Here is a 26,222-nt window from a genome sequence, read left to right on the forward strand (position 1 = left end):
TAGACCGATGTTGTGACGGGATGCAACGCTGCTCGCTGGCTCACTCCTCGCCCGCCAGCAACGCAGCGTTGCCGCCGGCCGCGGCGGTGTTGATCGTCACGGTCTGCTCGGTAGCGAAGCGCGCAAGGTAGTGCGGACCGCCGGCCTTCGGGCCCGTTCCGGACAGGCCGTTGCCACCGAACGGCTGCACGCCGACCACGGCGCCGATCATGTTGCGGTTGACATAGATGTTGCCGACCTGGACCCGGTCGACGATCGCCTCGACCGTGTCGTCGATGCGGGAGTGGACGCCGAGCGTGAGCCCATAGCCGGTGCGCTCGATTCCTTGCAGGACGCGCTCGAGCTTCTCGGCCGGATAGCGCACGACGTGCAGGACTGGGCCGAACACCTCCTCGGTGAGCTCACCGGCATCCTTCAGTTCAAAGATATGCGGCGCGACGAAGCAGCCCTTCGGCGCCGCGCCGGCAAAGTGCAGCCGCGCCTCTTTCTTCATGCGGACGATATGGGCGTCCAGCCGCTGCTTGGCTTCGTCATCGATGACCGGGCCGACATGGGTTGCGACATCGGTGGGATCGCCGATCTTCAATTCACGCGCCGCGCCCGCGATCATTTCGATCGTGCGGTCGGCGACGTCCTCCTGCACGAACAGTAGCCGCAATGCCGAGCAGCGCTGACCGGCGGAGCGGAACGCCGACGTCACGACGTCGTCGGCGACCTGCTCGGGCAGCGCGGTGGCGTCCGCGATCATGGCGTTGATGCCTCCGGTCTCGGCGATCAGCGGCACGATCGGTCCGTCCTTGGCGGCGAGCGTTCGGTTGATCGCGCGCGCGACCTCGGTCGAGCCGGTGAAGACGACGCCGGCAATGTCGGGATGCGCGGTCAGCACCGCACCGAGCCGGCCGTCGCCGGTGACCAGGTGCAGCGCGCTTTTGGGTATGCCGGCCTCGTGCAGCAGGGCTACGGCCTCGCGCGCGATGCGCGGGGTCTGCTCGGCGGGTTTGGCCACCACGCTGTTGCCGGCCATCAGCGCCGCCGTAACCTGGCCGAGAAAGATCGCCAGCGGAAAATTCCAGGGCGAGATCGCCACGAAGACGCCGCGGCCGCGCATGGCAAGCGTGTTGCTCTCGCCGGTCGGGCCCGGCATCGCCGCCTCGCTGCCGAACAGCCTTCGGCCCTGCGCGGCGTAGTAACGGCAGAAGTCGGTGGCCTCGCGCAGCTCCGACAGCGCATCGTCGAGCGTCTTGCCGCCCTCGCGCTGGAGCAGTGCGATGAAATGGGCGCCGCGGCTCTCCAACAGATGCGCGGCCTGCTCCAGCGCCGCGGCGCGAACCGCCGCCGGTGTCCGGCTCCAGGCCGCAAAGCCTGCGCGTGCTGCGCTCACAGCTGCGTTGGCCTGATCCGGCGTTGCATCGGCGAGCGGCTTGAGATCGGGCGCCTCAAGCTTGATATCGGCCAGCAGCCGGTCGAGCGCGGCACGCTCGCCGAATTCCACGCCACGTGAATTCCGCCGCTCCGGGGCGAAGAGATCGCCCGGCAGTGGAATTCGTGCGTGATGCGCCTGATCCGGCCGGGCGATGAGATCGGCCGGACGTTTCAGCAGCGCTTGGACCGGCACGCGGTAATCGGCGGCCTGCGCCACAAAGGAGGAGTTAGCGCCGTTCTCGAGCAGCCGCCGCACCAGATAGGCAAGCAGGTCGCGATGGCTGCCGACCGGCGCGTAGGTGCGGTAGGCGATGCCAGGGTGATCGTTGGCGAGCTGCTCGTAGAGCGCTTCGCCCATGCCGTGCAGGCGCTGGAATTCGAAGCCGCCGCTGTTCCCGGCAAGCTCCAGCGCGGTCGCAACCGTCAGCGCGTTGTGGGTGGCAAATTGCGGGAAGATGCGTGGCCGCAATGCCAGGAGTTTTTGCGCGCAGGCGACGTAGTTCAGATCCGTCATCGGCTTGCGCGTGAACACCGGATAGCCGTCGAGCCCGCGCTCCTGCGCGCGCTTGATCTCGGTGTCCCAATAGGCGCCCTTGACCAGCCGCACCATCAGCTTGCGGTCATGGGCGCGCGCCAACGCGTCGACATAGTCGATCACCGCGCTGGCGCGCTTCTGATAGGCCTGGATCGCCAGCCCAAATCCGTCCCAGCCCTTGAGCGAAGCATCGGCGAGCGTCGCCGCGATCACGTCGAGCGACAGCTCCAGCCGGTCGGCCTCCTCGGCATCGACGGTGAAGTTGAGATCATGGGCCTTGGCGCGCCGGGCCAGATCGAGCAGTTGCGGCACCAGCTCGGCCATCACACGGGCGTGGCTGATCGCCTCGAACCGCGGATGCAGCGCCGAGAGCTTGACGGAGATGCCGGGACGGTCGGGCAGGGGATGAGCTCCTGCCGCCCTGCCGATGGTTTCGATCGCGCTGGCATAGGCGTCATAGTAGCGCTTGGCGTCCGCGGCCGTGCGCGCGCCTTCGCCGAGCATGTCGAAGGAATAGCGCGGCTTCTGGCCGGAGCGCGGCCGGGCCCGCTCCAGCGCCTGTTCGATGGTCTCGCCGAGCACGAAATGATTGCCCATCAGACGCATCGCCTGACGCGTGGCGGTGCGCACCGCCGGTGCGCCCAGCCGCTTGACCAGCCGGCCGATGGTGCCGTCGGGCGTCTCGCCGGGCTGGATCACCCGCGCCGACAGGCCGAGCGCCCAGGCCGAGGCGTTGACCAGAAAGGCGGTGGACTTGGTTTCGTGGTGGATGAAGTCGCCTTCGCCGAGCTTGTCCTCGATGAACTGGTCGGCGGTGTGCGCGTCCGGCACGCGCAGCAACGCCTCAGCCAGCACCATCAGCGCCAGCCCTTCCTTGGTCGAGAGCGCGAACTCCCGCAGCATGTCCTCGACCCCGCCGAGGCGGTCGTCGCGTTTGCGGATGGCCTCGATCAGCCGCGTTGCGTTGCGATCGACCCGTGTGTCCTGCGGTGGGCTGAGATGTGCCGCTGGCAAGAGGCGTGCGGCGATCGCGGCATCATCGGGTGCGTAGGGGGCAGTGAAGGGGGGCGGGATGTTCGGCATGGCGTGTCCTGTGGCTCAGAATCCAAGGGTAATGCCCGTGTTGCCGTGGCTCGATAGACAAATTAGCTGCTTTGCCTTACAAAATGAAGATGGACACAAAGAATTCCGCAAAGAGTACGGAGCTTGATCGGATCGACCGGAGAATCCTCTCGATTTTGCAGGAGGATGGGCGAATCACCAATGTCGAGCTCGCCGAGCGCATCGGCCTGTCGCCGACCTCGATCGGCGAACGGCTGAAGCGCTTGCAGCGCGAGGGCTTCGTCGAGGGTTATGGCGCAAGGCTCAATCCGCACCGGCTCGGCCTTGGGCTTCTGGTGTTCGTCGAGGTGCTGCTCGACAAGACCACGCCGGACAATTTCGAACGCTTCGCGCGCGCGGTGAAACTCGCGCCCGAGGTGCTGGAGTGTCACATGGTTGCCGGCGGCTTCGACTATCTTGTGAAGGCACGGCTGGCCGACATGGCGGCGTATCGGCGGTTTCTCGGCGAGACCTTGCTGTCGATGCCGGGCGTGCGCGAGACGCGCACCTACGCCGTGATGGAGGAGATCAAGCGCGACGCACCGTTGCCGGTGGGCTAGCGAAGTGCCGTCGCGATTGTCATTGTTGAGGCGTCGAAGATGCGGTCTTCGCGGGCAAAATAGCTATCCGTGTGCAATCGCAACGCCTGTCGTCGAATGCACTGGCTGTCTTCTGAAATTTTCTCGGCCCTGCTCCCGGACATGATCCGGGAGGCAGCAAAGGCTGGCGGGCTTATATTTTGAGGTTTTCTGCCGACGTCTTGCCCCGGTTTGCGATCTCTTCATATTCCACCGTCTGTCCTTCGTTCAGGGACGACAGACCGGCTTTCTGCACTGCTGAGATATGCACGAACACATCCTTGCCTCCCGACGCAGGCTGGATAAATCCATAACCCTTCGTCGGGTTGAACCACTTGACCGTACCTTTGGGCATCACGTCTTCTCCGCGGGTCTTCCTCCGAGATCTCGAACCGCCAGTCCCCGCCAACCGGCCGGTTCGGTCCTAACAGGATACGCGGAATGTGGCAGGCTTGGTAGCTCAAACCATATCGGCGTTTCGCCGAAAATCGCTCAACTTCGCGGCGTTTTTACCGGTTTTGCCCGTTTCGCGGTCAATCGCTACGAACGCGCGCGGCGACCTGTCAATAAGTCGCGGCCAGATAGTCGACGATCTTGCCGACATCGGCATCGTCGATCGGGGCGCCATAGACCTTGATCATCTTGGTCACCTCGGCTTGCCAGAAACTTTTCTTGTCCTTCATCGGCGGCTGGGTGCTGACGTAGTCGGCCGAATGGCAGGCGCTGCAATTGCCCTGCACGACCGCGAGATTGGGGCCGGGCTTGAAGGCGGCGACCTCGTCCGGAAGCTGATAGTTCACGGGCGCCGCGGTCACGGAGCCGAAGCTGGCGGCGAGCGCCATGGAGAGAACGATGGCGAGTAGAGCGGTCCGTTGCATGATCATCCTCCTCAGGCCACCGTCACGCGGACGGTCTCGACGACATTGCGCAAATAACCCGCCGGGTTCCAGCGCGGCTGGTCGGGCTGCGTCTCGCCGCCATTGCTGGTGGCACGTACCTTGAGCTCATACGCACCGGTGGTGAGCTTCACCGGCAGCTGCCATTCGCGGAACGAATATTTGCCAAGATCCTTGCCGAGCTTTGCGTTGGTCCAGGTCTTGCCGCCGTCGATGGACACCGCAACCTCCTTGATGCCCTTGCCGCCGTCGAACGCGATGCCGCGCAGGGTGATGCCGCCCTTCTTCAATTTCGCGCCGTCCGGGACGCTGGTGATGAAGGAGCGGATGGTGAAGCGATTGATCGGGATGGTCGCCTTCGGCGAGGTGCCGGGCTCGACCGCATTGTTCGGCGTGTCCGGAATGCGATAGGCCGACTTCATCCAGAAGCCGTCATAGACGTTGTCGATGACGGTGATCTCGTTGAGGTGCTTGACCCAATAGGTGCCGTAATAGCCCGGCACGATCAGGCGCAGCGGAAAGCCGTTCAGGAACGGCAGGTCCTCGCCGTTCATGCCATAGGCCAGCATCACCTCGCCGTCGGTGGCGTGCTCGACGTCGAGCGCCTTGACGAAGTCGGGTGTCTTGTCGCTGACCGGGCCGTCCATGCCGTTGAACGTGACCTGCTTTGCGCCGGCCTGCACGCCCGCCATGTCGAGCACCGTCTTCAGCGGTACGCCGCGCCAGCGCGCATTGCCCATCGCCCCGTTGGCGAGCTGGCCGCCGGCGACGCGCGGCTCGAAGAAGCCGCGGCTGTTGCCGGAGCACTGGTTGACGGCGACGATCTCCGTCGCCTTCATCTTCCTGATGTCCTTCAGCGACAGCTTGAGCGGCTTGTCGACCTTGCCCTTGACCTCGAGCGTGAACTTGTCGGGATCGAGATTGTAGGGCAGGTCCGACAGGTGATAGCGCACGAAGAACGCGTTATTCGCTGTGATCGGTCCGTCATTGAACACCGCAAACGGCGTCTCGAGCTGCGGCGGCCGGCTGGTCAGGCCGATCATCGGCCGCTTCTGTGGATATTTCACCAGCGGCCGTTCGCCGTTGACGAAGGGCAAGGTGACGGTGTTCGTTGCCAACGCCTTGGTTGAGTTCAGTGTGGCCGCAATAGCAGCAAGCCCCGCTCCTTTGAGCAGGTCGCGTCTATCAAACATTTGGTCCCCTCCCGGAGCTTTTCGTTGGCCAGCGGTCATCACCGCAGACCCGCGCTCATCTGTTGCACTGAAAGCCGTGAAGTCAATTCGTGCTTTCGCAGCAGGCCCATGCCGCTGCGTCGCAGCAACGCGGTGTTACTCCGCGATGAGATGGAGTCGAGTTGTAGCGGCGGCGACGGTGCGCTCCACCTCTCCCGCCTGCGGGAAAGGTCGGCGCGCAGCGCCGGTGAGGGCTTTCTCCGCTTGTGGATTGTCCCGTTGCGGAGACACCCTCTCCCCAACCCTCTCCCGCGAGCGGGCGAGGGAGCTCACCGCGCGCGTGGCTCGCGCATCACGCCGCGACGCGCTCGCTGCTGCCGACGAGCGGGGACAGCTCCCTGGCATCCGCAACGACGCGGACGACCATCGGCTCGTCACGGCCGCGGATCGCGACCTCCTGCTGCGGCAAGACATCGTCATGAAGGCCGGCGGTACGCCGGACCTCGTCGGAGACGATCGCCTCGCAGCCGAGCGTCTTGGTCATGTCCTGGAGACGCGCGGCCACGTTGACGGCGTCGCCTAGCGCAGTGAAGACGATGTGATCGCGATAGCCGATGTCGCCGATGATCACCTCGCCGCCGTGGATCCCGATGCCGAACCGGATCGGTTGGCGCAAATCGTGACTGAGCAATTGATTGAGCTCGTCGATATGCAGGGCGATGCCGGCTGCGGCCTTCAGCGCCTGCCGGCAGGCGGTCTGCGGATCGGCGGAAAGGCCGAACAGCGCCAGCATGCCGTCGCCGACGAACTGGTTGGGCTGACCGCCATTCTCGATCACGGCCTGTGACACCGCGCCGAGGAAACGGTTGACGATGAAGACGGTGTCGAACGGCAACCGCTTCTCGGCGAGTTGCGTCGAGCCGCGCATGTCCACGAACAGGCTGACGAGATAGCGCTCCTGGCCGATTCGCGCCGGCGTCGAGGCGGGCGCGTTCGCCGATAGCGTCTGCGGCGTGAAGAGCTGGAAGAACGAGAGGTCGGAGGTCGGCCGCAACTGGCAGGCGAGCCTGATCGAGGGGTCGGTGGTGCCGACCCGGGTGAGCACGAAAGCCTCGCGCTGCGACGGCTCGGGCAGGGCGGCATGGTCGCCGATGATGCGGATGCGGCAGGTCGAGCAGCGGGCGCGGCCGCCGCAGACGCTGGCATGCGGCACGCTGTGGCGCAGGCTCGCTTCCAGCACGGAGAGCCCCTTGGGCACGCGCACTGTCTTGCCGTTGCCATAGGACAGCGCGATCATGCCGCCGCGCCGCTCGCGATAGGCCCTCACGCCGCGCGCCGCCAGCGCCAGTCCGAGCAGGCCGAGATAGCCGATGGTAAGGCCGCCGGTGATGCGCTCCAGCGTGTCGGCCTCCGCGACTGTGCCGACCTGGCGGCGCGTCAGATTGTGCGTGCGCCATTCGCCGTCGTCGCTCTCGGCCGCGACGCTGCGTCCGCCCTGATAGATGCCGAGCAGCGCCAGCGTCGGGATCAGCACGGCCGCCGCGAGCAGATACGGTGCGGCGCGCGTGAAGAACGGCTTCAGGCGAAGCCAGAAATAGATTCCGATGCAACCGTGAACCCAGGCGATGACGAGCAGGATCGTCATCTGCCAGAGCCGGCCGGGCGATGCGACGAAGAACAGGTAGAGCTCCTGCGGATAGAGCTTTTCGTGCGCAAACAGCGTGTGGCCGAGCCGCACGCCGATCACATGCGCCATCACCAGGGCGGGGATGCTCAGCCCAAGCACCAGCTGGAGCGGCTCGATCGTCTTCCAGCGGAACTGCCGGCGTTGATACAGCGCGTACACGCCGAGCCCCATATGGATGAGCGCTGCGCCGTAGAACACGATCGCGACCGGCAGGAACTGCCAGAACGCAGTGTGATAGTAGACCCCGACCTCCATGGCACCGACCGACACATTGCCGAGCGCGTGGTTGAGAAAATGGCTCACCACATAGGCGAACAGGACGACGCCGCAGACCAGCCGCACCTGGCGTGCGCTGGTGCCGCGAAAAAGTTCGGACAATCGTGAAGCAGCTGTGGCGGCCATGATTTGCTTGTACCAGTTCATGAAGCAGAACAGCCAGCGGAGAGTTAAATTCCCGCGGCGGACGGCCCGTCCGATCACATGCGCGGTAAGTGGAGGCATACACCACTGTCGTCCCGGCGCACACCACTGTCGTCCCGGACAAGCGCGCCCCCAAGCGCGCGCAGATCCGGGACCCATAGCCACAGGGAGCGGTTGTGATACAGGCTGATCACTCCGAGTCTTCGCCAAACTCCTCCCTGTGCTTATGGGGATCTGCGCGCCGCTCCGCGCGCCTGTCCGGGACGACTCGTGGAGAGAGAGCGCCCCCTACATTGACTCCCCCTTCCAAGTCGGGGAAAAGCGCGGCCGTGAAGACAGCTCCCGACATCTCAGTGCACCCCGACGGCGCCGCGCGCCGGCCCCTCGTCATGGCTGCGCTGATCATCGCCGCGATGACAGTGCTGCGCATCGTTTATGCGTCCGCGCTCGAGCTGCGCACCGACGAGGCCTATTACTGGACCTGGTCGAAGGAGACCGCGCTGAGCTTCCTCGATCATCCCCCGATGATCGCCTGGTTCATCCGCTTCGGCACGGCGATCTTCGGCGATACTGCGCTCGGCGTCCGCTTCGGCGGCATTCTTGCGATGCTGGTGACACAGCTCTTGCTCGCCGACATCGTCCGGCGCGTCACCCGTGACGCGCGTGTGGTCGTGCTCGCGGTGTTGATGCCGGAGGCCGCGCTCTATTACGGCCTGCTGATGGCCAAGGTCGCGCCCGACGTCGCCATGATCCCGTTCGCGGTCGCGATGATGTGGGCTCTGGTTAGGCTCGCGCAAAGCGGCGACGGCCGCTGGTGGCTCGCGGCCGGACTGTTCGCCGGCCTGTCGCTGCTGTCGAAATTCACCGCTATCATGTTCGCACCCGCCGTCGCCGTCTTCCTGCTGGTGCCGGACTGGCGATGGCGCTGGCTGCGCAGTCCCTATCCTTATCTCGCGGTAGTCGTCGCCATCGTCGTGTTCTCGCCGGTGCTGATCTGGAACGCACAGCACGATTGGGCTTCGTTCCGCTTCCAGGGCGTGCGCGCCACCGCCAATTACGGCGTCTCGCTCCGCACCATCGGCGATTATATCGGCCTGCAATTCGGGCTAGTCGGCTTTGTGATGTTGCCGGTGGTGCTGTCGGCGCTGGTCATGACGGCGTGGCGCGGCTATCGCACCCGCGAGCCGGTCGCGATCCTGCTGTCGACCGCGGTGCTGGTGCCGTTCCTTTATTTCTTTGCGAAATCGCTGACGCTCAGGGTCGGCGACACCTGGCCGATGTTCATGTGGCCGGTCGGCTTTGCTGCCGCCGCCATCAATCTTACAATGATGCCGCGAGAAAATTGGTCGACGCGGATGATCCGGTCCAGCGTCGTCTGGGCCAATACCGCGGTCGTCTCAGGGCTCGCTTTCGTCGTCATCGTGTTCCTCTATTACGTCGCCGCACCCTGGAATTTTCTCGGCAAGATCGATCCGGTCGGCGCCGAGGCCGGCTACGACAAGGTCGCGGCGCGCGCACAGGCTGCGCTCGACGAGGCCGGCGCAACCTGGATCGCGACCACGGACTATCGCACCTATGCCATGATGCGCTGGCTGTTCAGGGGCCGCGTGCCGGTGATCGAGATCAACGAGCGCGGCCGCTTCCAGGAGTTTGCCAATCCCGGCATGGACCGCATCAAGGGGCACGCCGGCATCTATGTCGGCCGCGAGCCCGATAATCGCGCACCGGTGTGGGACGCGATCCCCGCGAAGCGCGAGCAGTTTGGTCAAGTCGAACGCCGCTGGCGCGGCGTTCTAACGGATACCTACGTGTTGGAAAAGCTTACCGGCTGGAGCCCGCAACTGTCGCCGCCAAAGGACTCGCCGCTGTTCCAGTGGCGCGTGCTGGCGGGGGAATTCGAGAAGCGCGTATCCGCCTAGTGAGGCAAGCGCCGATCTTCTTCCTTCTCCCCTTGTGGGAGAAGGTGGCGCTACTCCTCGTCCTTCTTCCGCAACAGATCCGTCGCGAGATCCGACAGCTTCGGCGGCGGCAGGGCTGCGAACGGCAGCGGTCTTGTGACGTCGATTGCGGCCAGGCCCAGCCGCGCCGTCAACAATCCGTTGAGCATGCCTTCGCCGAGGCGCTGCGACAGCTTCGCCGCAATGCCGTGGCCGAGCATCTGCTGCACCAGGCTGTCGCTCGCGGCCATGCCGCCGGTGATGGCGAGATGGGCGATGACGTGGCGGAGCAGGCGGATCATGCCGAGCGCGCCGGGGCGGCCGCCATAGAGCCGGGCGAGCTGGCGGATCAGGCGCAGCGAGGCGACGAACACGAACAGCACGTCGATCAGCGCGCGGGGCGAAACCGCAGTCACGATGGAGACCCGCTGCGCCGCAACCGACACCAGCCGCCGCGCCTCAATATCCAGCGGCGCCATCAGTTCGCGCTCGGCGAGCCGGACCATGTCGGCACCGTCGATGATCTCGCCGGCGTGACTTTCCAGCGCCGCGCGGGCGCGCGCAAGCTGCGGGTTCTGGTGCGCGATCTTAAGCAGGTCCTGCACGATGGCGCGGCTCTCCTTGCGATCGTCGCTGGCGAGCACCGCGGCGGCGCGCCGATGCAGTTTTTCGATCGTCGCGAGCCGCGCGAGACCAAGCCCCTCGCGCCCGATCACCACCGCAAGCGCAAGCGCGGTGACGAATGCAAGAGAAAGTCCGACGAAGCCGAGGCTCTCGCTGCGCGCAAACAGGTCCTCGATCAGATGGACGACGCCGAGGCCGACTCCAAGGAGCGTCAGCCCGGCAACGCCGGACCAGAACAGCGCGCCCCAGGGAAAGCTGCGCCGCGCCGGAAGCGCAGCCTCGATCGGCACCGGCAGCGCCATTGGATCGGACTCCGGCGTGATCTGGATGGTGCCGCGGCCGAGCCGGGCGGTCTCATTGGCCTCGGTGACGACGACGCCGGGATCGTCCAGCCGGAACGTGGCCGGCCGCCGCGGCGGGGATCGGTCGTTCATGACAGCTTGTCTCCGATCAGGAACTGCAAGGCACGGTCGAGGCGGATGTGAGGCAGCGCCGGCTCGTCCGTGCCCTCGCGTTCGAGTTTTGGCGGACGAAAGCGCAGGAAGCGGAAATCGCTCTTCTCGGCGGCGGCGGTCGACAGCCCGCGAAATGCATCCGCACCATTGAACAGTGCCCCCGGATCGAGCGGCAAATCGCCCGGAAAGGTCGCCACCTCCGTATTGCCGTCAAAGAACTCGCCGCCGGCGCTTTCGCCCGCGGCCGGTGTCCCCAGGATCGACGGCAATTTATCGCGGCCATGCGCAACCTGCGCCTCGCGCGTCGCGCGCACGGCGGCGAGGGCCACCACGTCGATCTCCGCGCCGGTGTTTTCGGCGCGCGTCACGGCGCGGGCGACCGCGTGGTGCAGCACGGCCTCGAGACGGTCGTGGCTGGAATGGTGCAGATGGTCCGCCTTGGTCGCCGCGAACAGGATGCGGTCGATGCGCGGCCGGAACAGGTTGGAGAGGAAGGTGCTGCGGCCGATGCGGAAGCAGTCGAGAATGCCGGCGAGGGCTGCTTCGAGATCGTGCAGGGCCCCCGGACCCGAGTTGAATGCGGCGAGCGCATCCGCCAGCACGATCTGGCGATCGAGCCGCGCGAAATGATCGCGGAAGAACGGCCGTACCACGACGTCCTTGTAGGCCTCATAGCGGCGAACCATCATCGCCCACAGCGATCCCTCCGGCGCCTGGCCGTCCAGGGGCACGTCGAGCGGCGCGAAGGTCAGCGCCGGCGAGCCTGCGAGATTGCCGGGCATCAGGAAGCGGCCGGGCGGCAGCAGGCTCATGGCAAAGCGCTCGTCGCGGCAGGCGCGCAAGTAGCCGGTGAAGAGCTTTGCCGCCGTGAGCGTCGCCTGCTCGTCCTCGCGCGCCTCCGGCTTCAAGGCCGCAAGATGCGCATGCCAATCGGCGGCAAGGTGCACGCGCGGCGCCTCGCGCGACAGCGCGAGGCTTTCCGCCGACCACTGCTCATAACTCTTTTGCAGCAGCGGCAGGTCGAGCAGCCATTCGCCGGGATAGTCGACGATGTCGAGCGTCAGGGTGCGGTCCGCGCCGTTGTGGCGCTGGTAGTCGATGACGAGCCGCAGCTCGCTGATATCGACGGTCGAATTCGGCCAGCGCCGCTCCTCGATCAGCGCGCGCAGATGGTTCTCGTAGGCGAAGCGCGGCACCGCATCGTCGGGCTGCGGCGCCAGATGCGCCCGCGCGACCCGGCCCGAGGCGTAGGCCTCGAACACCGGAAACCGGCCGCCGCGCGTCAGCCCATGGATCAGCGCGGTGATGAACACGGTCTTGCCGGCCCGGGACAGGCCGGTGACGCCGAGCCGTACCGTCGGGTTGAACAGATGCTCGCCATAGTCGATCAGCGCCCGGGCCGACAGGCGCGCCTCCTCGACCATATCCTGGAAACTGAATGCCATATGAACGTGAGAGGTCTCGGGGCGGGCAAATAGCCAAAACGGACTAGTCACAAAAGTGGCAACTGCCTGACGAAAATCAAGCTTCATACTTCCACCGTCTTCCTGGGTGAAGCAGCCTTTGAACGCCGCGTTAACTGCCAAAGACCAATATCGGACACCTATTGCGCCCCGGATCGCCATGCCTGTCTTCACGCTGAAACAGCTCGCCTCGACCTCCGTCCATGCCGCCGCCGATGCGTTCCGCTGGAACTACGATCGCGCCGAGATGATCGCCGACGGCATCATCCATGGTATCGGCGTGTTGTCCGGTATTATCGCCGCGACCGTTCTGGTGGTGCTCGCAGCGGTCTATGCCGACGCAGTCAACATCGTCGGTGTCTCGATCTATGTCGCGGGCCTGCTCTCGATGCTGGTGCTGTCGGCGACCTATAATCTCTGGCCGGTCTCGCCAGCCAAATGGCTGCTGCGGCGCTTTGACCATTCCGCGATCTACCTCCTGATCGCTGCCACCTACACGCCGTTCATCCTGGAGCTGAAGGACAGTGTGTTCGCGCTGGCGCTGCTCATCTGTGTCTGGTGTGTCGCGATCCTGGGCATCGTGCTCAAGCTTCGCTATCCCGGCCGGCTCGACCGCGTCGCGGTCGGTATCTACCTCGCCATGGGCTGGAGCGGCATGATGCTCTACGATGCCGTAGTCAAGGCGCTGCCCGCGGTGGTGCTGGGCTTCGTGGTCGCGGGCGGCGTGCTCTACTCGTTTGGCGTGATCTTCCATGCCTGGCGGCGCCTGCGCTTTCAGAATGCGATCTGGCACGGCTTTGTCTTGGCCGGGGCGGCGTGCCATTATACCGCGGTGCTCGACCTCGTGTTGAGCTGAGAACACGCGGGCCAGGAGGAGACGTCGCATGCAGGTGACCGGCAAGGTCGTGGTTGTCACCGGCGGCGCCAATGGCATCGGCAAGGCGCTGTGCGAAGCCTTTCATGAAGCCGGCGCGGCCAAGATCGTGGTCGCGGACATGGAGGCCGCCGGCGCCAGGGCGGTCGCTGCCATGGTGGACGGTGCCGCGTTCAAATGCGACGTCGCGCAGGAAAAGGACATTTCTCACGTCATCGAGGAGACCGAGCGGCAGTTCGGACCGATCGACCTGTTCTGCTCCAATGCCGGCATCGGCGGCGGCTTCGATCCGATGTCGGAAAATGCCGGCGGCTCTTCGGATGAGCCGTGGCAGCGCAGCTGGGCGATCCACGTCATGGCCCATGTCTATGCAGCGCGGCATCTCATCCCGCGAATGAAAGCGCGCGGCGGCGGCTATTTCCTCAACACGATCTCGGCGGCGGGCCTGTTGTCGCAGGTCGGCAGCCCCGCTTATTCGACCACCAAGCACGCCGCGGTCGGCTTTGCCGAAAATCTGGCGATCTCACATAAGGCGCACAACATCCGCGTCTCGATCCTCTGCCCGCAAGGCGTCGACACCAACATGCTGCGCGCGATCCCCAAGGGCCCGCAATCCGGTGACGGCGACCTGGCGCCCGAGCAGGTGGCGAAAGACGTGCTCGCCGGCCTCGATCAAGAGACGTTCTTGATCCTGCCGCATCCGCAGGTGCTCGGCTACATGCGCAGGAAGGCCGAGAACTACGACCGCTGGATCGGCGGCATGGCTAAGATCCAGGCCAGGATGCGGGACGAGTTCGGGAAGTAGGGAAGGGGCTTGAGGCACAGTTGCGTAGCAAACACTCGCTGTCGTCCCGGCCTAGTGCGCAATTGCGCACGGGGGGCCGGGACCCATAACCACAGGGAGAAGTTTGGCGAAGACCGGTCGTGGTTTTTCGCGGTACTAACACCGCGGGTACACCGATAGATCACGCGGTATGGGTCCCGGCCTTCGCCGGGACGACGGCTTGCGCCGCTGACAGCGCCTCATCCTCCATCCGGCTCTGCCGCAGCGCCCGTGCATAAAGCATCATGCCCTCGCGCACCGTGCGCTGCTCCGTGACCGTTAATGCGGCCAGCGCGCCGCTCACCTGCTGCCGCCCGAACGCGTGCAGCGCCTCCAGCGTGCGCCGGCCCTTCGCCGTCAGCGAGAGCAGCTTGCTGCGCGCGTCGGCTTCGTCCGGTGTCTCCCGCAACTCGCCGCAGTCGATCAGCTTGCGCACCAGGCGGCTGACGCTCGACTTCTCCAGGCGCAGGAAGTCGCCCAGCTCGCCCGAGCTCATCGGGCCGCGGATGCCGATCTCCAGAATGGTGTGGACGGCTGAGGGTGGGTAGTCGGATGCCGCCACCGTCGCGTCCATGAAGCCGAGCTCCCGCACCATCAGGCGCGAGGCGGCGCGGATGTCGTCGATCAGCGAAAGCCCGGCCACCTTGACTCTCCGCATATAGTTGTATCATACAACTATATGCGCGCAACGGCGCGCGCAAGCGTTTTGGAGTGGCCCATGAGTGGAACTTTGCCGGCCAGGATGCGGATGACAGGCAAGGTCTGTCTGGTCACGGGCGGCGGCAGCGGCATCGGCCGCGCTACGGCCTTGCGGATGGCGTCAGAAGGCGCAGACGCGATCATCGTTGCGGGCCGGCGAGAGGCCGAGATCGAGGCTGCCGCCGCCGCGTGCCGGGAGCTCGGTGCGGACGCGATCTCGCTCAAGTCCGACATCACGCGAGAGGACGACGTCGCGCACCTGGTCCGCACGGCAGTCGAGCGCTGCGGCCGGCTCGACGTCGCCTTCAACAATGCCGGCTTTCAGGAACGCCGCGGGCCGCTGGAAGAGCAGGGCATGGACATCTACGACAGCGTATTCGACACCAATGTCCGCGCGCTGTTTTTGTGCCTGCGCCATCAACTGCCGGCGATGCTGGTGCAGGGGCGCGGCAGCATCGTCGTCAACGCCTCCGTCAGCGGCGTGCGCAATCCCAATCCCGGCTTCTCGCTCTACTCGGCCTCGAAGGCGGCCGCGATCTCGCTGACGCGTTCAGCGGCGATGGAAAACGCTCCGCGCGGCATCCGCATCAACGCCATCGCCCCCGGCCGCGTCGTCACCGACATGATGCTCCGCGCCGGCGTCGGCGACGTAGCGACCGTGGCTGCAGGCCTGCCGCTGCGACGGATGGGAACGCCCGAGGAAGTGGCCGAGGCCGTGGTGTGGCTGTCGTCCGATGCGTCGTCATACGTCGTCGGCCACGTGCTTGCGGCGGACGGTGGATTTCTGGCGTCGTAGTTCGGGCGGTCTTGCCAAAATCTCGTTGTCGTCCTGGCGAAAGCCAGGACCCATTACCCCAGGGAGCAGTTGTGTCGCGAGATCGGGTCAACCAATCTTCGCCAAACATCCTGCTGTGGAAATGGGTCCTGGCTTTCGCCAGGACGACATTGTGGATGCGTAGCGTGCCCCTAATGCTTCTGCCCGTACAACACCGGCACCGCCGAATCCACGACCACCTCGACCAGGCTCGTGCCTTCGAACGTCATCGCGCGCTGTAACGCGCCGTCCAGCTCCGCCGCCTTGCTCACCCGCACCGCATCGCACCCCATGCCCTCGGCGAGCCTGACGAAATCGATTCCCGGCAGCTCCAGCCCCGGTACGTTCCTGACCTGCATCACCTGACTGAACGATCTCATCGCGCCATAGCCGGAATTGTTGATGACGACGATCGTGAGCGGCAGCCTTCGCTGCGCGGCGGTCCACAGCGCCTGGATCGAATACATCGCCGAACCGTCGCCGATCAGGCACACCGTACGCTGCTTCGGCTTGCCGAGCGCCATGCCGACCGCCGCGGGCAGGGAGTAACCGAGGCCGCCGCTCGACATCGTGTAAAAGCTGTCTTGGCCGCGCATCGGCATGAACTTTTGCATCGCCGGCCGGTGCGAAGGTACTTCCTCGACCAGCGCGGCCTCGTTCGGCATCGCCTGCGACAGCGAATTCATCAGGAACTCGACCGGCAGCGGATCGCCGGCTTGCGGGGCCGGCGGCAGTGTGCGGCCCTTTGGCGCCGCGCGCTTGGTCTGCGGCAGGAGGTCGAGCAGCATGGTCAGCGCCGGCTTCATCGTCGCGATGATGCTGGTGCCGACTGGCGTCACGGCCGCGGCGTCGGGATCATCGGTGATCTGGAAGATCGTCGCGCTGCCGTCGAAGATAGCGGCATGCCCCTCGACATGGAACGTGAACACCGGCGCGCCGATGACGACGACGAGATCGTGCTCGCGCAGCGCGTCCGACAGTTGCGCCGGCGAGGCGTGCAGGAAGCCTGCGAACTGCGGATGCCGCTCGGGGAACGAGCAGCGCGCCGAGAACGGGCTCACCCAGACGCTCGCCTTCGCCCTCTCGGCGACCTGCACCATCAGGTCGACCGCGCCGGCACGGTCGACGCCGGGCCCGACCACGAGGGCAGGGTGTTTTGACGCGGCGAGCGCCGCGACCAGTGCCTTCATCGCCTCCGGCTCCGGCCCGATCTCGCGGCTGATCTTGCGGGCCTCGACCGGCGCGGTGGCATGCGCCCAATCGTCGATCGGGATCGAGACGAAGGTCGGCCCGCACGGCGGCTGCATCGCGGTGTAATAGGCGCGCGCGATCGCGGCCGGGACGTCCTCGGGCCGCGCCGGCTCGACGCTGTATTTGACGTAGGGCCGCGGGAATTCGGAGGCGCGCTCGGCGTAGAGAAACGCCTGCAACGGCAGGATTGAGCGCGCCTGCTGGCCCGCCGTGATCACCAGCGGCGTCTGGTTGCGATGCGCGGTGTAGATGTTGCCGAGTGCATTGCCGACGCCGGCCGCCGAATGCAGATTGACGAAGCCTGCATTGCGCGTCGCCTGCGCGTAACCGTCGGCCATGCCGACCGCAGAGGCTTCCTGGAGCGCCAGCACGTAGTCGATGTCATCAGGCCAGTCGCTCAGGAACGGCAGCTCAGTCGAGCCGGGATTGCCGAATACTTTTTTGATGTCGAAGGCGCGCAGCAGGTCGAGCGTGGCCTGCTTGACGGTGACGGATTTGCTGGCCGATTTGCCGTTTTTTGGCATTGTTTCCGTCCCTTCTGTTTGTCGATCCTGTCCGCCCCACCCGTCATTGCGAGCGCAGCGAAGCAATCCAGACTGTTAGTTCCTCATCCTGAGGAGCGCGTCTTCGCGCGTCTCGAAGGATGAAGGCCTGGCCGGTGGCCTCGCCCTTCGAGACGCGCGCGAAGAGGCGCGCTCCTCAGGGTGAGGTTCTACAATCTATCACCACACCGCCGTGCCCTTCATCGTCGGCTGGCCCTCGGCGTTTGCGGTCCACAGCTCCGTGCTCTCACCGCTCTCATTGGCGTTGATGGAAAACTCCGTGCCCTCGAACAGCGGTTGCAGGCCGCGATAGGTGAACTTCTTGGGCGCCTTGCCGGCGCGCAGCTTTGCCGCCATCTCGATGATCAGCGCCGCTTGGAGCGGTCCATGGAAGATCAGACCCGGATAACCCTCGACTTTGGTGACGTAGTCGCGGTCATAGTGGATGCGATGACCGTTGAAGGTCAGGGCCGAATAGCGGAACAGCAGTACGGGATCGGAAACGTACGTCTCGCGATGCTGCGCCTGCGGCACTGCGGCCTTAGCTGGAGCTGCCTGCGTGGTTGTCATCTCGCGATAGACGATATCCTGCCGCTCGCGGATGGCAACGCCGCGCGGCGAGGAGATGCTGTGCTCGACCGAGACGAAGCACAGCGTGCCGGTCGAGCCGCTCTTCACCTGCACATCGGCAATGCGCGAGGTCCGCGTCGATTCGTCGCCGACGCGGAGCGGCTGCAAAAACTCGATCTCGCCGCCGGCCCACATCCGGCGCGGCAGCGGCACCGGCGGCAGGAAACCGCCGCGGGTCGGGTGGCCGTCGGGGCCGAGCATCGACATCGGAAATACCGGTTGCGCCAGGCACCAATGCACGGTGAGCGGCGCGGCATCGCCGTGCCTGGGCTCGCCGATTTCCTGAAACAGCGTCGCGCGCAAACCCCTGACGAGCTGCGCGGTGACGATGTCGGTGGCTTCCTGGGAGCGGCCGATCCATTGCCGCAAATGATCGATGTCGAGCTTCTCGGTCATGACGCCTCGCTCTTGTTACGTCTTTGACTTACTTCTTCGAGTTGGGCCGCTCGCCGATACCGGGCACGGCGCCATAGACGCGGGATTCGCCGACGATGATCGGCGCGGGCGCTGGATAGCTGACGCGCCCCTGCGGCGTGTCGACTTCGATGCGCCTCAAATGTGGATGCGTCGCCAGGTCGGCCATGGTGTTGACCTCGGCGAAGGCAATGTCGGCGTCCGAGAGACGCTTGAGCAGCTCGTCGCGCGTCATTTTCGCAAAACTGTCGGCGACCGTCTTGTCGGTGAAGTCGCGGTTGCGCACGCGCTCGACCATGTTGGCGACGCGCGGGTCGCTCGGCAGGTCCGGCTGGTCCAGCACTTCGGCGCAAAGCGTCTTCCATTCGCGCTCGCTCTGGATCGAGATCAGAATATCCTTGCCGTCGCTGGAGGTGAACGCGCCATAGGGTGCGATCGAGGGATGGCGCAGGCCCATGCGCTTCGGCGGATTGCCGGCCTCGGAATTGAGCAGCGGCACGGTCAGCCAGTCCGCCATCACGTCGAACATGGAGATGCGGATATCCGCGCCCTTGCCGGTGCGTCCACGCGCGATCAGCGCCTCCAGGATCGCTGCATGCGCGGTCGCCCCGGTCGCGACGTCGACGATGGACATGCCGACGCGCGAGGCGCCGTCGGGATTGCCGGTGATCGAGGCCAGCCCGCTCTCGGCCTGGATCAAGAGATCGTAAGCCTTGCGGTGTGCGTACGGGCCCTCGTCGCCATAGCCGGTGATGGTGCAGGAGATCAGCTTCGGATAGTCGCCTAGCAGTCGCTCGCGCGAAAAGCCGAGCTTGTCCATCGAGCCCGGCTTGAGATTCTGCACCAGCACGTCGGCGCCCGCGATCAGTCTCTCCAGCTCGGCGCGGCCTTCCCTAGTGGCGAGATCGACCACCGCCGACTGCTTGCCGCGGTTGAGCCAGACGAAATAGCTGCTCTGCCCCTTGGCCGCCGCGTCATAGCCGCGGGCGAAATCGCCTTCCGGCCTCTCGATCTTGATGACTTCCGCGCCGGCATCCGCTAGCCGCGACGAGCAGAACGGTGCGGCGACCGCCTGCTCGACTGCAATCACCCTGATTCCGTCAAGTGCTCCCATCGCGCGACCTCAGTAGGAGCGGGGCATGCCGAGCACGTGCTCGGCGATGAAAGACAGCACGAGGTTGGTCGAGATCGGCGCCACCTGGTAGAGCCGCGTCTCGCGGAATTTGCGCTCGACGTCATATTCCTCGGCGAAGCCGAAGCCGCCATGGGTCTGGACGCAGGCGTTCGCCGCCTCCCAAGATGCATCCGCCGCCAGCATTTTCGCCATGTTGGCTTCCGCACCGCAGTCGAGGCCAGCCTCGTATTTGCGCGTCGCCTCCTTCACCATCAATTCAGCCGCACGCATTGCGGCATAGGCCTTGGCAATCGGGAACTGGATGCCCTGGTTCTGGCCGATCGGCCGGCCGAACACCGCGCGCTCCTTGGCGTAGTTCGTGGCCTTGGCGATGAACCATTTGGCGTCGCCGACGCATTCCGCCGCGATCAGGATTCGCTCGGCATTCATGCCGGAGAGGATGTAGCGAAAACCCTTGCCCTCTTCGCCGATCAGGTTTTCGGCGGGCACCTTCATGTCGGTGAAGAACACTTCGGTGGTGGCATGATTCATCATGGTGCGGATCGGACGGATCTCCAGGCCCTTGTCCTTGGCCTCGCGCATGTCGACGATGAACACGGAGAGCCCGTCGGTGCGTTTCTTGACCTCGTCCTTCGGCGTGGTTCGCGCCAGCAGGAGCATAAGATCGGAATGCTCGGCACGGCTGGTCCAGATCTTCTGGCCGTTGACGATATAGCCGGCGTTGCCGTCCTTGCGCGCAAATGTCTTCAGCGAGGTGGTGTCGGTGCCGCTGGTCGGCTCGGTGACGCCGAACGCCTGCAGCCGCAACTCGCCGCTCGCGACCTTTGGCAGATACTTCGCCTTCTGCTCGTCGCTGCCGTGCCGCAGCACCGTGCCCATCGTGTACATCTGGGCATGACAGCCGCCGCCATTGCATCCCGCACGCTGGATCTCCTCGAGGATCGCAGCCGCCGCCGAGAGTTTCAGGCCTGCGCCGCCATATTCCTCGGGGATCAACACCGAGAGATAGCCAGCCTGTGTCAGCGCATCGACGAAGGCCTTCGGGTAAGCCATCTCGCGATCGAGCTTGCGCCAGTATTCGCCGGGAAACTGCGCGCAGAGCTTTGCGACGGCTTCGCGGATCTCGGCGTGATCTTCGGTGTGGTGCTGTTCGCTCTTTTCTTGGCTCATGGCGTTTCCCGTTGGGTGCGGCGGTTAAGATAACGCCGGCCGATCCCCCGGCGTTGTGAAAACAACGCCAGCCCCCTATGCTCATTTGCTATAGCGTATGGAGTAGCCTTCCAGGATTGGCAAGCATGGATTTCCGGCAGCTCAGGACCTTCAGTTGCGTGGCCGAGCTCGGCAGCCTCTCCAAGGCGTCCGACAAATTGCGCGTCGCGCAGCCGGCGCTCAGCCGCCAGATCAAGCTGTTGGAACACGAGTTGCGCGTCGAACTGTTCACGCGCAACGGACGCGGCATGGTGCTGACCGACGCAGGCCGTCTGTTGCTGGCGCGGACCTCCGGCATCGTGCGCCAGGTCGACCAGATCCGCGACGACATCCAGTCGGCCAAGGGGCCGCCGTCGGGCCAGGTTGTGCTCGGCCTGGTTCCGACCGTGAGCTGCGTGCTGTCGGCCCGCTTCGCGCGGCGCTGCGTCGAAAACTTTCCCGGCATCTCGCTGCGCATCGTCGAGAGCTACAGCGGCCATCTCGTCGAATGGCTGCATCGTGGCGAGATGGATCTCGCTATCCTCTACGGCCGCTCGGCGGATCTGCATCTCAACGTGCAGAGTCTTGGCCGCGACAACATCGTCGCGGTCGGCCCGCGCGGCTGCGGGCTGGTGCGCAAGAAGAGCGTCGAGATCGGCTGGCTGCTGCGGCAGCGGCTGGTGCTGCCCAGTCATTCTCACGGCCTCCGCGCGCTGATCGAGCATGCGGCGGCCCAGCGCAAGATCAAGCTCAACGTCCAGCTCGAAGCGGACTCCTTCCGTGTGCTCACCGGTCTGGTCGAGGAGGGTCTCGGCTTCGCGCTGCTGCCGCCGTCGTCCGTGCACGGCGAGGTCGCGGAGGGGCGGCTGGAAACCGCCGTCGTCTCGAAGCCAATGACGCGCGAGCTCATTTTCGCTTCTCCGATCGACCGCCCGGCCTCGACGGCCTCGCTCGCCATCACCGCCCTCCTGCGCGACGAGGTCGCCGCCTGCCGCAAGGAAGGCCTGTGGGAGATCAGGCTTGCGTGAGCGTCGGTTCCTTCTTCGCCTCCCCCGCTAGCGGGGCGAGGGAGCGCACCGATATCTCGACTGCGGTTTAAGACACAAGGCCGCGGGCGGCCCTTCGCATCTGGTGCGAGCTGTCATGCCGAGATTTTATAGCCGGAGATCGGCCGGCCCGTGATCGGGCCGGAACCTCGCTTGCGCTTGGTGCACCGAAGTTTCCGCGTCGTCATGGCCGGGCTTGACCCGGCCATCCACGCCTTCAGCGCGGCACAAAGAACGTGGATGCCCGGGACAAGCCCGGGCATGACGTCGTCCCGCAACGATTACCCCGGAATCCTTACCGGCAGCGACTCATATCCCTTGATGAAGCTGGAATAGATCCGCTTCGGCTCGCCCACCACCTCGATGCGGTCGAAGCGCTTGAGCATCTCCTCCCAGATGATCTTGAGCTGCAGCTCGGCGAGGCGCATGCCGACGCAGCGGTGGATGCCGAAGCCAAAGGAAAGATGCGTGCGCGGCCGCGGCCGGTCGATGATGAACTCCTCGGGACGCTCGATGACCTCTTCGTCGCGGTTGCCCGAGACGTACCACATCACCACGCGGTCGCCCTTCTTGATGGCCTTGCCGCCGATCTCGGTGTCCTGGAGCGCGGTGCGGCGCATGTGGGCAAGCGGGGTCTGCCAGCGGATCACCTCCGGCACCATGGTGTCGATCAGCGCCGGGTTGGCACGAAGCTTGTCGTACTGGTCCGGGTTCTCGTTCAGCGCCAGCACCGAGCCGGTCATGGTGTTGCGGGTGGTGTCGTTGCCGCCGACGATGAGCAGGATGATGTTGCCCATGAGATTATCGGGATCCATGAACCGCGTCGCATCGTTATGGGCCATCAGCGACAATAGATCGTTGCGCGGCTCGGAATTGACGCGCTCGTTCCACAGCTTGGACATATAGGCGTAGCACTCGTCCATCTCGCGGCGTCGCTCTTCGGCGGAGGCAACGATGCCGCTCTTGGGCAGCGCGGTGGAGACATCCGACCAGCGTGTCAGCTTGCGCCGCTCCTCCCAGGGGAAATCGAACAGGGTGGCCAGCATCTGCGTCGTCAGCTCGATCGAGACCCGCTCGACGAAGTTGAAGGTCTCGTTGCGCGGCAGATTGTCGAGCACGGTCTGTGAACGCTGGCGGATGAGCTTGGCGAGTTCGTCCAGATGCGTCGGCGTGAACATCGGCGACACCGTCTTGCGCTGCGCCGAATGCCGCGGCTGGTCCATGGCGATGAAGCTCGGCCAATCATAACCTTCCGGCACGTCGCGGATCGAGATGCCGCCGAGCGTCGAGTCCGAGGAGAACAGGCCGTGATTGGTGTCGACATGCATGATGTCGTTGTATTTCACCACCGACCAGTACGGTTCGATCGGCGCGTTGGTGCAGTAATGCACCGGCTCTTCCTTGCGCAGCCGCTCGAACCACGGCCACAGCGTGTCGTCCTGGAACAGCCTGGGCGCGCCGGGGTGGAACTGCGCCAGCGGCGTTGCATAAGCCTCCTCGCGCGCCCTGCGCATGCGTTCAGCCTTGTCGGTCTTAACCGGCGCTTGGATGTTCATGGTGCTGGGCTCCAGTTTGTCCTCCAACCTCTCCCGCTTGCGGGAGAGGTCGGCGCGTAGCGCCGGGTGAGGGCTCTTTCCTCTCGGGGGTTCTCGCCCGCGGAGATACCCTCTCCCCAGCCCTCTCCCGCAAGCGGGAGAGGGGGCGCAGCTTCCTTGTGGGCGTCGTTGAACTCAATCTAAGCCGCAATCTGCACCGGCAGCGTCTCCAGACCCTTCACGAAGCTCGAATAGACCCGCTGGGGTTCGCCGACCACATCAATATGGTCGAAACGCTTGAGAATCTCTTCCCAAATAATCTTGAGCTGGAGTTCAGCAAGCCGCAAGCCGACGCAGCGGTGGATGCCGAAGCCGAAGGAGAGATGCGTGCGTGGGCGGGCGCGGTCGATGATGAAATCGTAGGGCTTTTCGATCGCCGCTTCGTCGCGGTTGCCCGAGACGTACCACATCACAACCTTGTCACCTTTCTTGATCTGCTTGCCCCGGAACTCGAAATCGGCGAGCGCGGTGCGGCGCATATGCGCCAGCGGGGTCTGCCAGCGGATCACCTCCGGCACGAAACTGTCGAGCAAGGCAGGATTTGCGCGCAGCTTGCGATACTGCTCCGGATGCTGGCTCAGCGCGTAGATCGAGCCGGACATGGTGTTGCGGGTGGTGTCGTTGCCGCCGACGATCAGCAGGATGAGATTGCCGAGGAAGTTCTTGGCATCCATGTGACGCGTTGCGTCGCTGTGCGCCATCATCGAGAGCAGGTCGCTCTTCGGCGGCTGCTCGATGCGCTCCTTCCACAGCCGCGCGAAATAACCGGCGCATTCCGCAAGCTCGGCCATCCGCTCGTCCTCGGTGGCGACAAGGCCGTCGGGGCCGGGAATGGTGGTGGCGATATCCGACCAGCGCGTCAGCTTGCGGCGGTCTTCCCAGGGGAAGTCGAACAGCACCGCGAGCATCTGCGTGGTGAGCTCGATCGAGACCCGGTCGACCCAGTCGAACACCTCGCCGCGCGGCAGATTGTCGAGGCACTCGGCCGAGCGCTCGCGGATGCTGAGCGCGAGATTGTCCAGATGCGTCGGCGTGAACATCGGCGCCACGGTCTTGCGCTGCGCCGCGTGGCGCGGCGGGTCCATCGAGATGAAGCTTTCGCGGCGCAGGTCGGGATCGATGTCGCGGATGGTGATGCCGCCGAGCGCGGAGGCCGAGGAGAACACCGAATGATTGGTCTCGATCTCCATGATGTCGTTGTAGCGCGTCACCGACCAGTACGGCCCGAACATCGACTCCTTGCAATAGTGCACGGGATCTTCGCGGCGCAGGCGATCGAAATAGGGCCAGAACGTATCGGTCCTGAACAATTCGGGGTCGCCGGGATCGAACTGTTCAAGGGGTAGCGACGTGGCGCGCGCACGCAATGCGTCGAGCTTTGCCGTGCTCTCGATGGTCCCGTGCATGACCGTTCTCCCTGATGTGAACCGCGCGTTCTCGTTGAATTCTGCGCTGCGGTATTTAGGTTGCAATTACAGCCGGTTGTCTGCGTCGGAGCAAGGGAGAGTTTTGCCGCATGGCTCGGCCGGATGGAGCGTAAGCGTAATCCGGGAATCGTAACGTTGAGGTGGTCCCGGATTGCGCTCCGCTCCTTGCCGGCTGCGGGACATTCGCGAAAGTGGCCTTCCGCACGACGAAACGTCTGTAATCGTGCGAAAAATCCGTCGAAACCGAGGTCAAATCGAACCCGGCCATCTTGGGGATCGACCAACCTCTGATCTATAGTTTGAGCGGACCGGGTCTCCGCATCCCGAGGTTGCCGTGAACGATTTGCAATGGGCCCCGATCGGCCCGCCCCAACCGATCCCTCCGCCGCTGCCGCCCACCCGGGTCGACTTCACCGGCGATCGTTCCGGGTTTAGCAAATTGGTCACCAAGGGTGCGATGCTGGAGCTCGTCACCTTCGGCTTCTACCGCTTCTGGCTGGTGACCGACATCCGCCGTCATCTCTGGTCGAACACATTGGTCGACGGCGACGCCGCCGAATACACCGGTCGCGGCAAGGAGCTCCTGATCGGCTTCCTCATCGCGCTCGCGATCCTGGTGCCGATCTATCTCGCCTATTTCCTGATTGGCATCGAGTTCGAGCGTTGGCAGGGCTTTGCCTCGACACCGCTGTTCATCAGCTTCTACGCCTTCGGCCAGTTCGCGATTTTTCGCGCGCGGCGCTATCGGCTGACGCGCACGATCTGGCGCGGCGTTCGGTTCTGGATGGACGGCTCGGGCTGGGCCTATTCGCTCCGCGCCATGCTGTGGGGCTTGCTCGTGTTCCTGACGCTCGGCCTGGCACTGCCATGGCGCGAGGCGTCGCTGGAGCGCTACAAGATGCGGCACACCCATTTCGGCGATCTGCGAGGCGATTTCGAGGGCGACGGCTGGCAGTTCTTCAAGCGCGGCTGGTGGCTATGGCTGCTCAGCCCGGTCGCGCTGGTGATCTTCCCGCTTGCCCCGTTCTTCTATGCCCAGTTCAAGGCGCGCGAGTGGCGCTGGTGGCTTGATGGGATACGCATTGGCGGCGTGAGCCTATCCTCGAATTTGCCGACCAACGCGTTCTATGGCCTGTACTGGAAGGTGATCGGCTGGTGGCTGCTGCTCTCGACCATTTTTGCTGCCTATCTCGGTGGCGCGACCATGCTTACCGTCCAACTGAGTGGCCTTTCGGCCGAGCAGGTGTTGGGGCCCGACAATGCCTCCAAGAGCATTCCGATGCTGGTGATGATGGTCATCGGCTATTTTGCCGTCGCTCTTGCGATCAACATCATTATGCGCATCTATCTCCAGCGCGATCTCTGGGTGAAGGTGCTGGAAACTATCGAGGTGCACAATATCGCGGCCACAGCCGACGTGCGCGGCAGCGGCGAGCTCGCCAGCGCGCTCGGCGAAGGTTTTGCTGACGGGCTTGATGTCGCGGGATTTTGAAT

Annotated in this window: 21 protein-coding genes; 7 read left to right on the top strand and 14 right to left on the bottom strand. The window is 65.0% G+C overall.

What is annotated here, in order from left to right:
- Positions 1–40: 40 nt before the first annotated feature.
- Positions 41–3,040, bottom strand: a complete 3,000-nt coding sequence (gene putA, locus FXV83_RS31990; RefSeq protein WP_148743568.1) for a bifunctional proline dehydrogenase/L-glutamate gamma-semialdehyde dehydrogenase PutA — start codon at positions 3,038–3,040, stop codon at positions 41–43.
- Between the two features lie 89 nt (positions 3,041–3,129).
- Here putA and FXV83_RS31995 point away from each other — a divergent pair, with 89 nt between their 5' ends.
- Positions 3,130–3,618, top strand: a complete 489-nt coding sequence (locus tag FXV83_RS31995; RefSeq protein ID WP_148743569.1) for an Lrp/AsnC ligand binding domain-containing protein — start codon at positions 3,130–3,132, stop codon at positions 3,616–3,618.
- 172 nt (positions 3,619–3,790) lie between these two features.
- Here FXV83_RS31995 and FXV83_RS32000 read toward each other — a convergent pair whose 3' ends face one another.
- The 4 genes from FXV83_RS32000 to FXV83_RS32015 all read right to left on the bottom strand — a co-directional run bounded on the left by FXV83_RS32000 (position 3,791) and on the right by FXV83_RS32015 (position 7,793).
- Complete coding sequence (locus tag FXV83_RS32000; protein WP_148743570.1) at positions 3,791–3,991, bottom strand: cold-shock protein; 201 nt, start codon at positions 3,989–3,991, stop codon at positions 3,791–3,793.
- A 208-nt stretch (positions 3,992–4,199) separates the two neighbouring features.
- Positions 4,200–4,514, bottom strand: coding sequence for a SorB family sulfite dehydrogenase c-type cytochrome subunit (gene sorB / locus FXV83_RS32005; RefSeq protein ID WP_187436303.1), 315 nt, complete (start codon positions 4,512–4,514; stop codon positions 4,200–4,202).
- 11 nt (positions 4,515–4,525) lie between these two features.
- Positions 4,526–5,725: a SorA family sulfite dehydrogenase catalytic subunit gene (sorA, locus tag FXV83_RS32010; protein WP_148743572.1), complete on the bottom strand. Its 1,200-nt coding sequence runs from the start codon at positions 5,723–5,725 to the stop codon at positions 4,526–4,528.
- A gap of 331 nt (positions 5,726–6,056) precedes the next feature.
- Positions 6,057–7,793, bottom strand: coding sequence for an adenylate/guanylate cyclase domain-containing protein (locus FXV83_RS32015; protein WP_148743573.1), 1,737 nt, complete (start codon positions 7,791–7,793; stop codon positions 6,057–6,059).
- 407 nt (positions 7,794–8,200) lie between these two features.
- On the opposite strand from FXV83_RS32015, the gene FXV83_RS32020 reads away from it, so the two are divergent.
- On the top strand, positions 8,201–9,730 hold the full coding sequence (locus FXV83_RS32020; protein ID WP_148743595.1) for a glycosyltransferase family 39 protein: 1,530 nt from the start codon (positions 8,201–8,203) through the stop codon (positions 9,728–9,730).
- 50 nt (positions 9,731–9,780) lie between these two features.
- Here the strand turns inward: FXV83_RS32020 and FXV83_RS32025 are convergent, their stop codons facing one another.
- Entirely contained in the window at positions 9,781–10,806 is a 1,026-nt protein-coding gene (locus FXV83_RS32025; RefSeq protein WP_148743574.1) for a YcjF family protein, read from the bottom strand.
- A complete protein-coding gene (locus FXV83_RS32030) occupies positions 10,803–12,272 on the bottom strand; it encodes a YcjX family GTP-binding protein (RefSeq protein WP_148743575.1) in 1,470 nt (489 codons plus the stop codon). The genes FXV83_RS32025 and FXV83_RS32030 overlap by 4 nt, the downstream gene beginning before the upstream one ends.
- A gap of 178 nt (positions 12,273–12,450) precedes the next feature.
- On the opposite strand from FXV83_RS32030, the gene trhA reads away from it, so the two are divergent.
- Both trhA and FXV83_RS32040 read left to right on the top strand, forming a co-directional pair.
- Positions 12,451–13,146: a PAQR family membrane homeostasis protein TrhA gene (trhA, locus tag FXV83_RS32035; protein ID WP_148743576.1), complete on the top strand. Its 696-nt coding sequence runs from the start codon at positions 12,451–12,453 to the stop codon at positions 13,144–13,146.
- Between the two features lie 28 nt (positions 13,147–13,174).
- Positions 13,175–13,969, top strand: coding sequence for an SDR family oxidoreductase (locus FXV83_RS32040; protein WP_148743577.1), 795 nt, complete (start codon positions 13,175–13,177; stop codon positions 13,967–13,969).
- Between the two features lie 160 nt (positions 13,970–14,129).
- Here FXV83_RS32040 and FXV83_RS32045 read toward each other — a convergent pair whose 3' ends face one another.
- Positions 14,130–14,630 (bottom strand): MarR family winged helix-turn-helix transcriptional regulator, encoded by a 501-nt coding sequence (locus FXV83_RS32045; RefSeq protein ID WP_187436304.1) that lies wholly within the window; start codon positions 14,628–14,630, stop codon positions 14,130–14,132.
- A 75-nt stretch (positions 14,631–14,705) separates the two neighbouring features.
- On the opposite strand from FXV83_RS32045, the gene FXV83_RS32050 reads away from it, so the two are divergent.
- Positions 14,706–15,482, top strand: coding sequence for an SDR family NAD(P)-dependent oxidoreductase (locus tag FXV83_RS32050; RefSeq protein ID WP_148743579.1), 777 nt, complete (start codon positions 14,706–14,708; stop codon positions 15,480–15,482).
- Between the two features lie 170 nt (positions 15,483–15,652).
- Here the strand turns inward: FXV83_RS32050 and mdlC are convergent, their stop codons facing one another.
- The 4 genes from mdlC to FXV83_RS32070 all read right to left on the bottom strand — a co-directional run bounded on the left by mdlC (position 15,653) and on the right by FXV83_RS32070 (position 20,642).
- Positions 15,653–17,275, bottom strand: coding sequence for a benzoylformate decarboxylase (gene mdlC, locus FXV83_RS32055; protein ID WP_148743580.1), 1,623 nt, complete (start codon positions 17,273–17,275; stop codon positions 15,653–15,655).
- Between the two features lie 198 nt (positions 17,276–17,473).
- On the bottom strand, positions 17,474–18,319 hold the full coding sequence (locus FXV83_RS32060) for an HTD2 family dehydratase (protein ID WP_148743581.1): 846 nt from the start codon (positions 18,317–18,319) through the stop codon (positions 17,474–17,476).
- Between the two features lie 28 nt (positions 18,320–18,347).
- Complete coding sequence (locus FXV83_RS32065) at positions 18,348–19,451, bottom strand: CaiB/BaiF CoA transferase family protein (protein WP_148743582.1); 1,104 nt, start codon at positions 19,449–19,451, stop codon at positions 18,348–18,350.
- 9 nt (positions 19,452–19,460) lie between these two features.
- On the bottom strand, positions 19,461–20,642 hold the full coding sequence (locus FXV83_RS32070; RefSeq protein ID WP_148743583.1) for an acyl-CoA dehydrogenase family protein: 1,182 nt from the start codon (positions 20,640–20,642) through the stop codon (positions 19,461–19,463).
- Between the two features lie 125 nt (positions 20,643–20,767).
- Between FXV83_RS32070 and FXV83_RS32075 the strand changes: the two genes are divergently transcribed.
- Entirely contained in the window at positions 20,768–21,688 is a 921-nt protein-coding gene (locus FXV83_RS32075) for a LysR family transcriptional regulator (protein ID WP_148743584.1), read from the top strand.
- A gap of 299 nt (positions 21,689–21,987) precedes the next feature.
- On the opposite strand, the gene FXV83_RS32085 is transcribed toward FXV83_RS32075, so the two are convergent.
- Positions 21,988–23,262, bottom strand: coding sequence for a cytochrome P450 (locus tag FXV83_RS32085; protein ID WP_148743586.1), 1,275 nt, complete (start codon positions 23,260–23,262; stop codon positions 21,988–21,990).
- 179 nt (positions 23,263–23,441) lie between these two features.
- Complete coding sequence (locus FXV83_RS32090; RefSeq protein ID WP_148743587.1) at positions 23,442–24,707, bottom strand: cytochrome P450; 1,266 nt, start codon at positions 24,705–24,707, stop codon at positions 23,442–23,444.
- Positions 24,708–25,062: 355 nt separating this feature from the next.
- Between FXV83_RS32090 and FXV83_RS32095 the strand changes: the two genes are divergently transcribed.
- Entirely contained in the window at positions 25,063–26,220 is a 1,158-nt protein-coding gene (locus FXV83_RS32095) for a YjgN family protein (RefSeq protein WP_148743588.1), read from the top strand.
- Positions 26,221–26,222: the final 2 nt, after the last annotated feature.

Source organism: Bradyrhizobium hipponense, assembly GCF_008123965.1.
GTDB lineage: Bacteria > Pseudomonadota > Alphaproteobacteria > Rhizobiales > Xanthobacteraceae > Bradyrhizobium > Bradyrhizobium hipponense.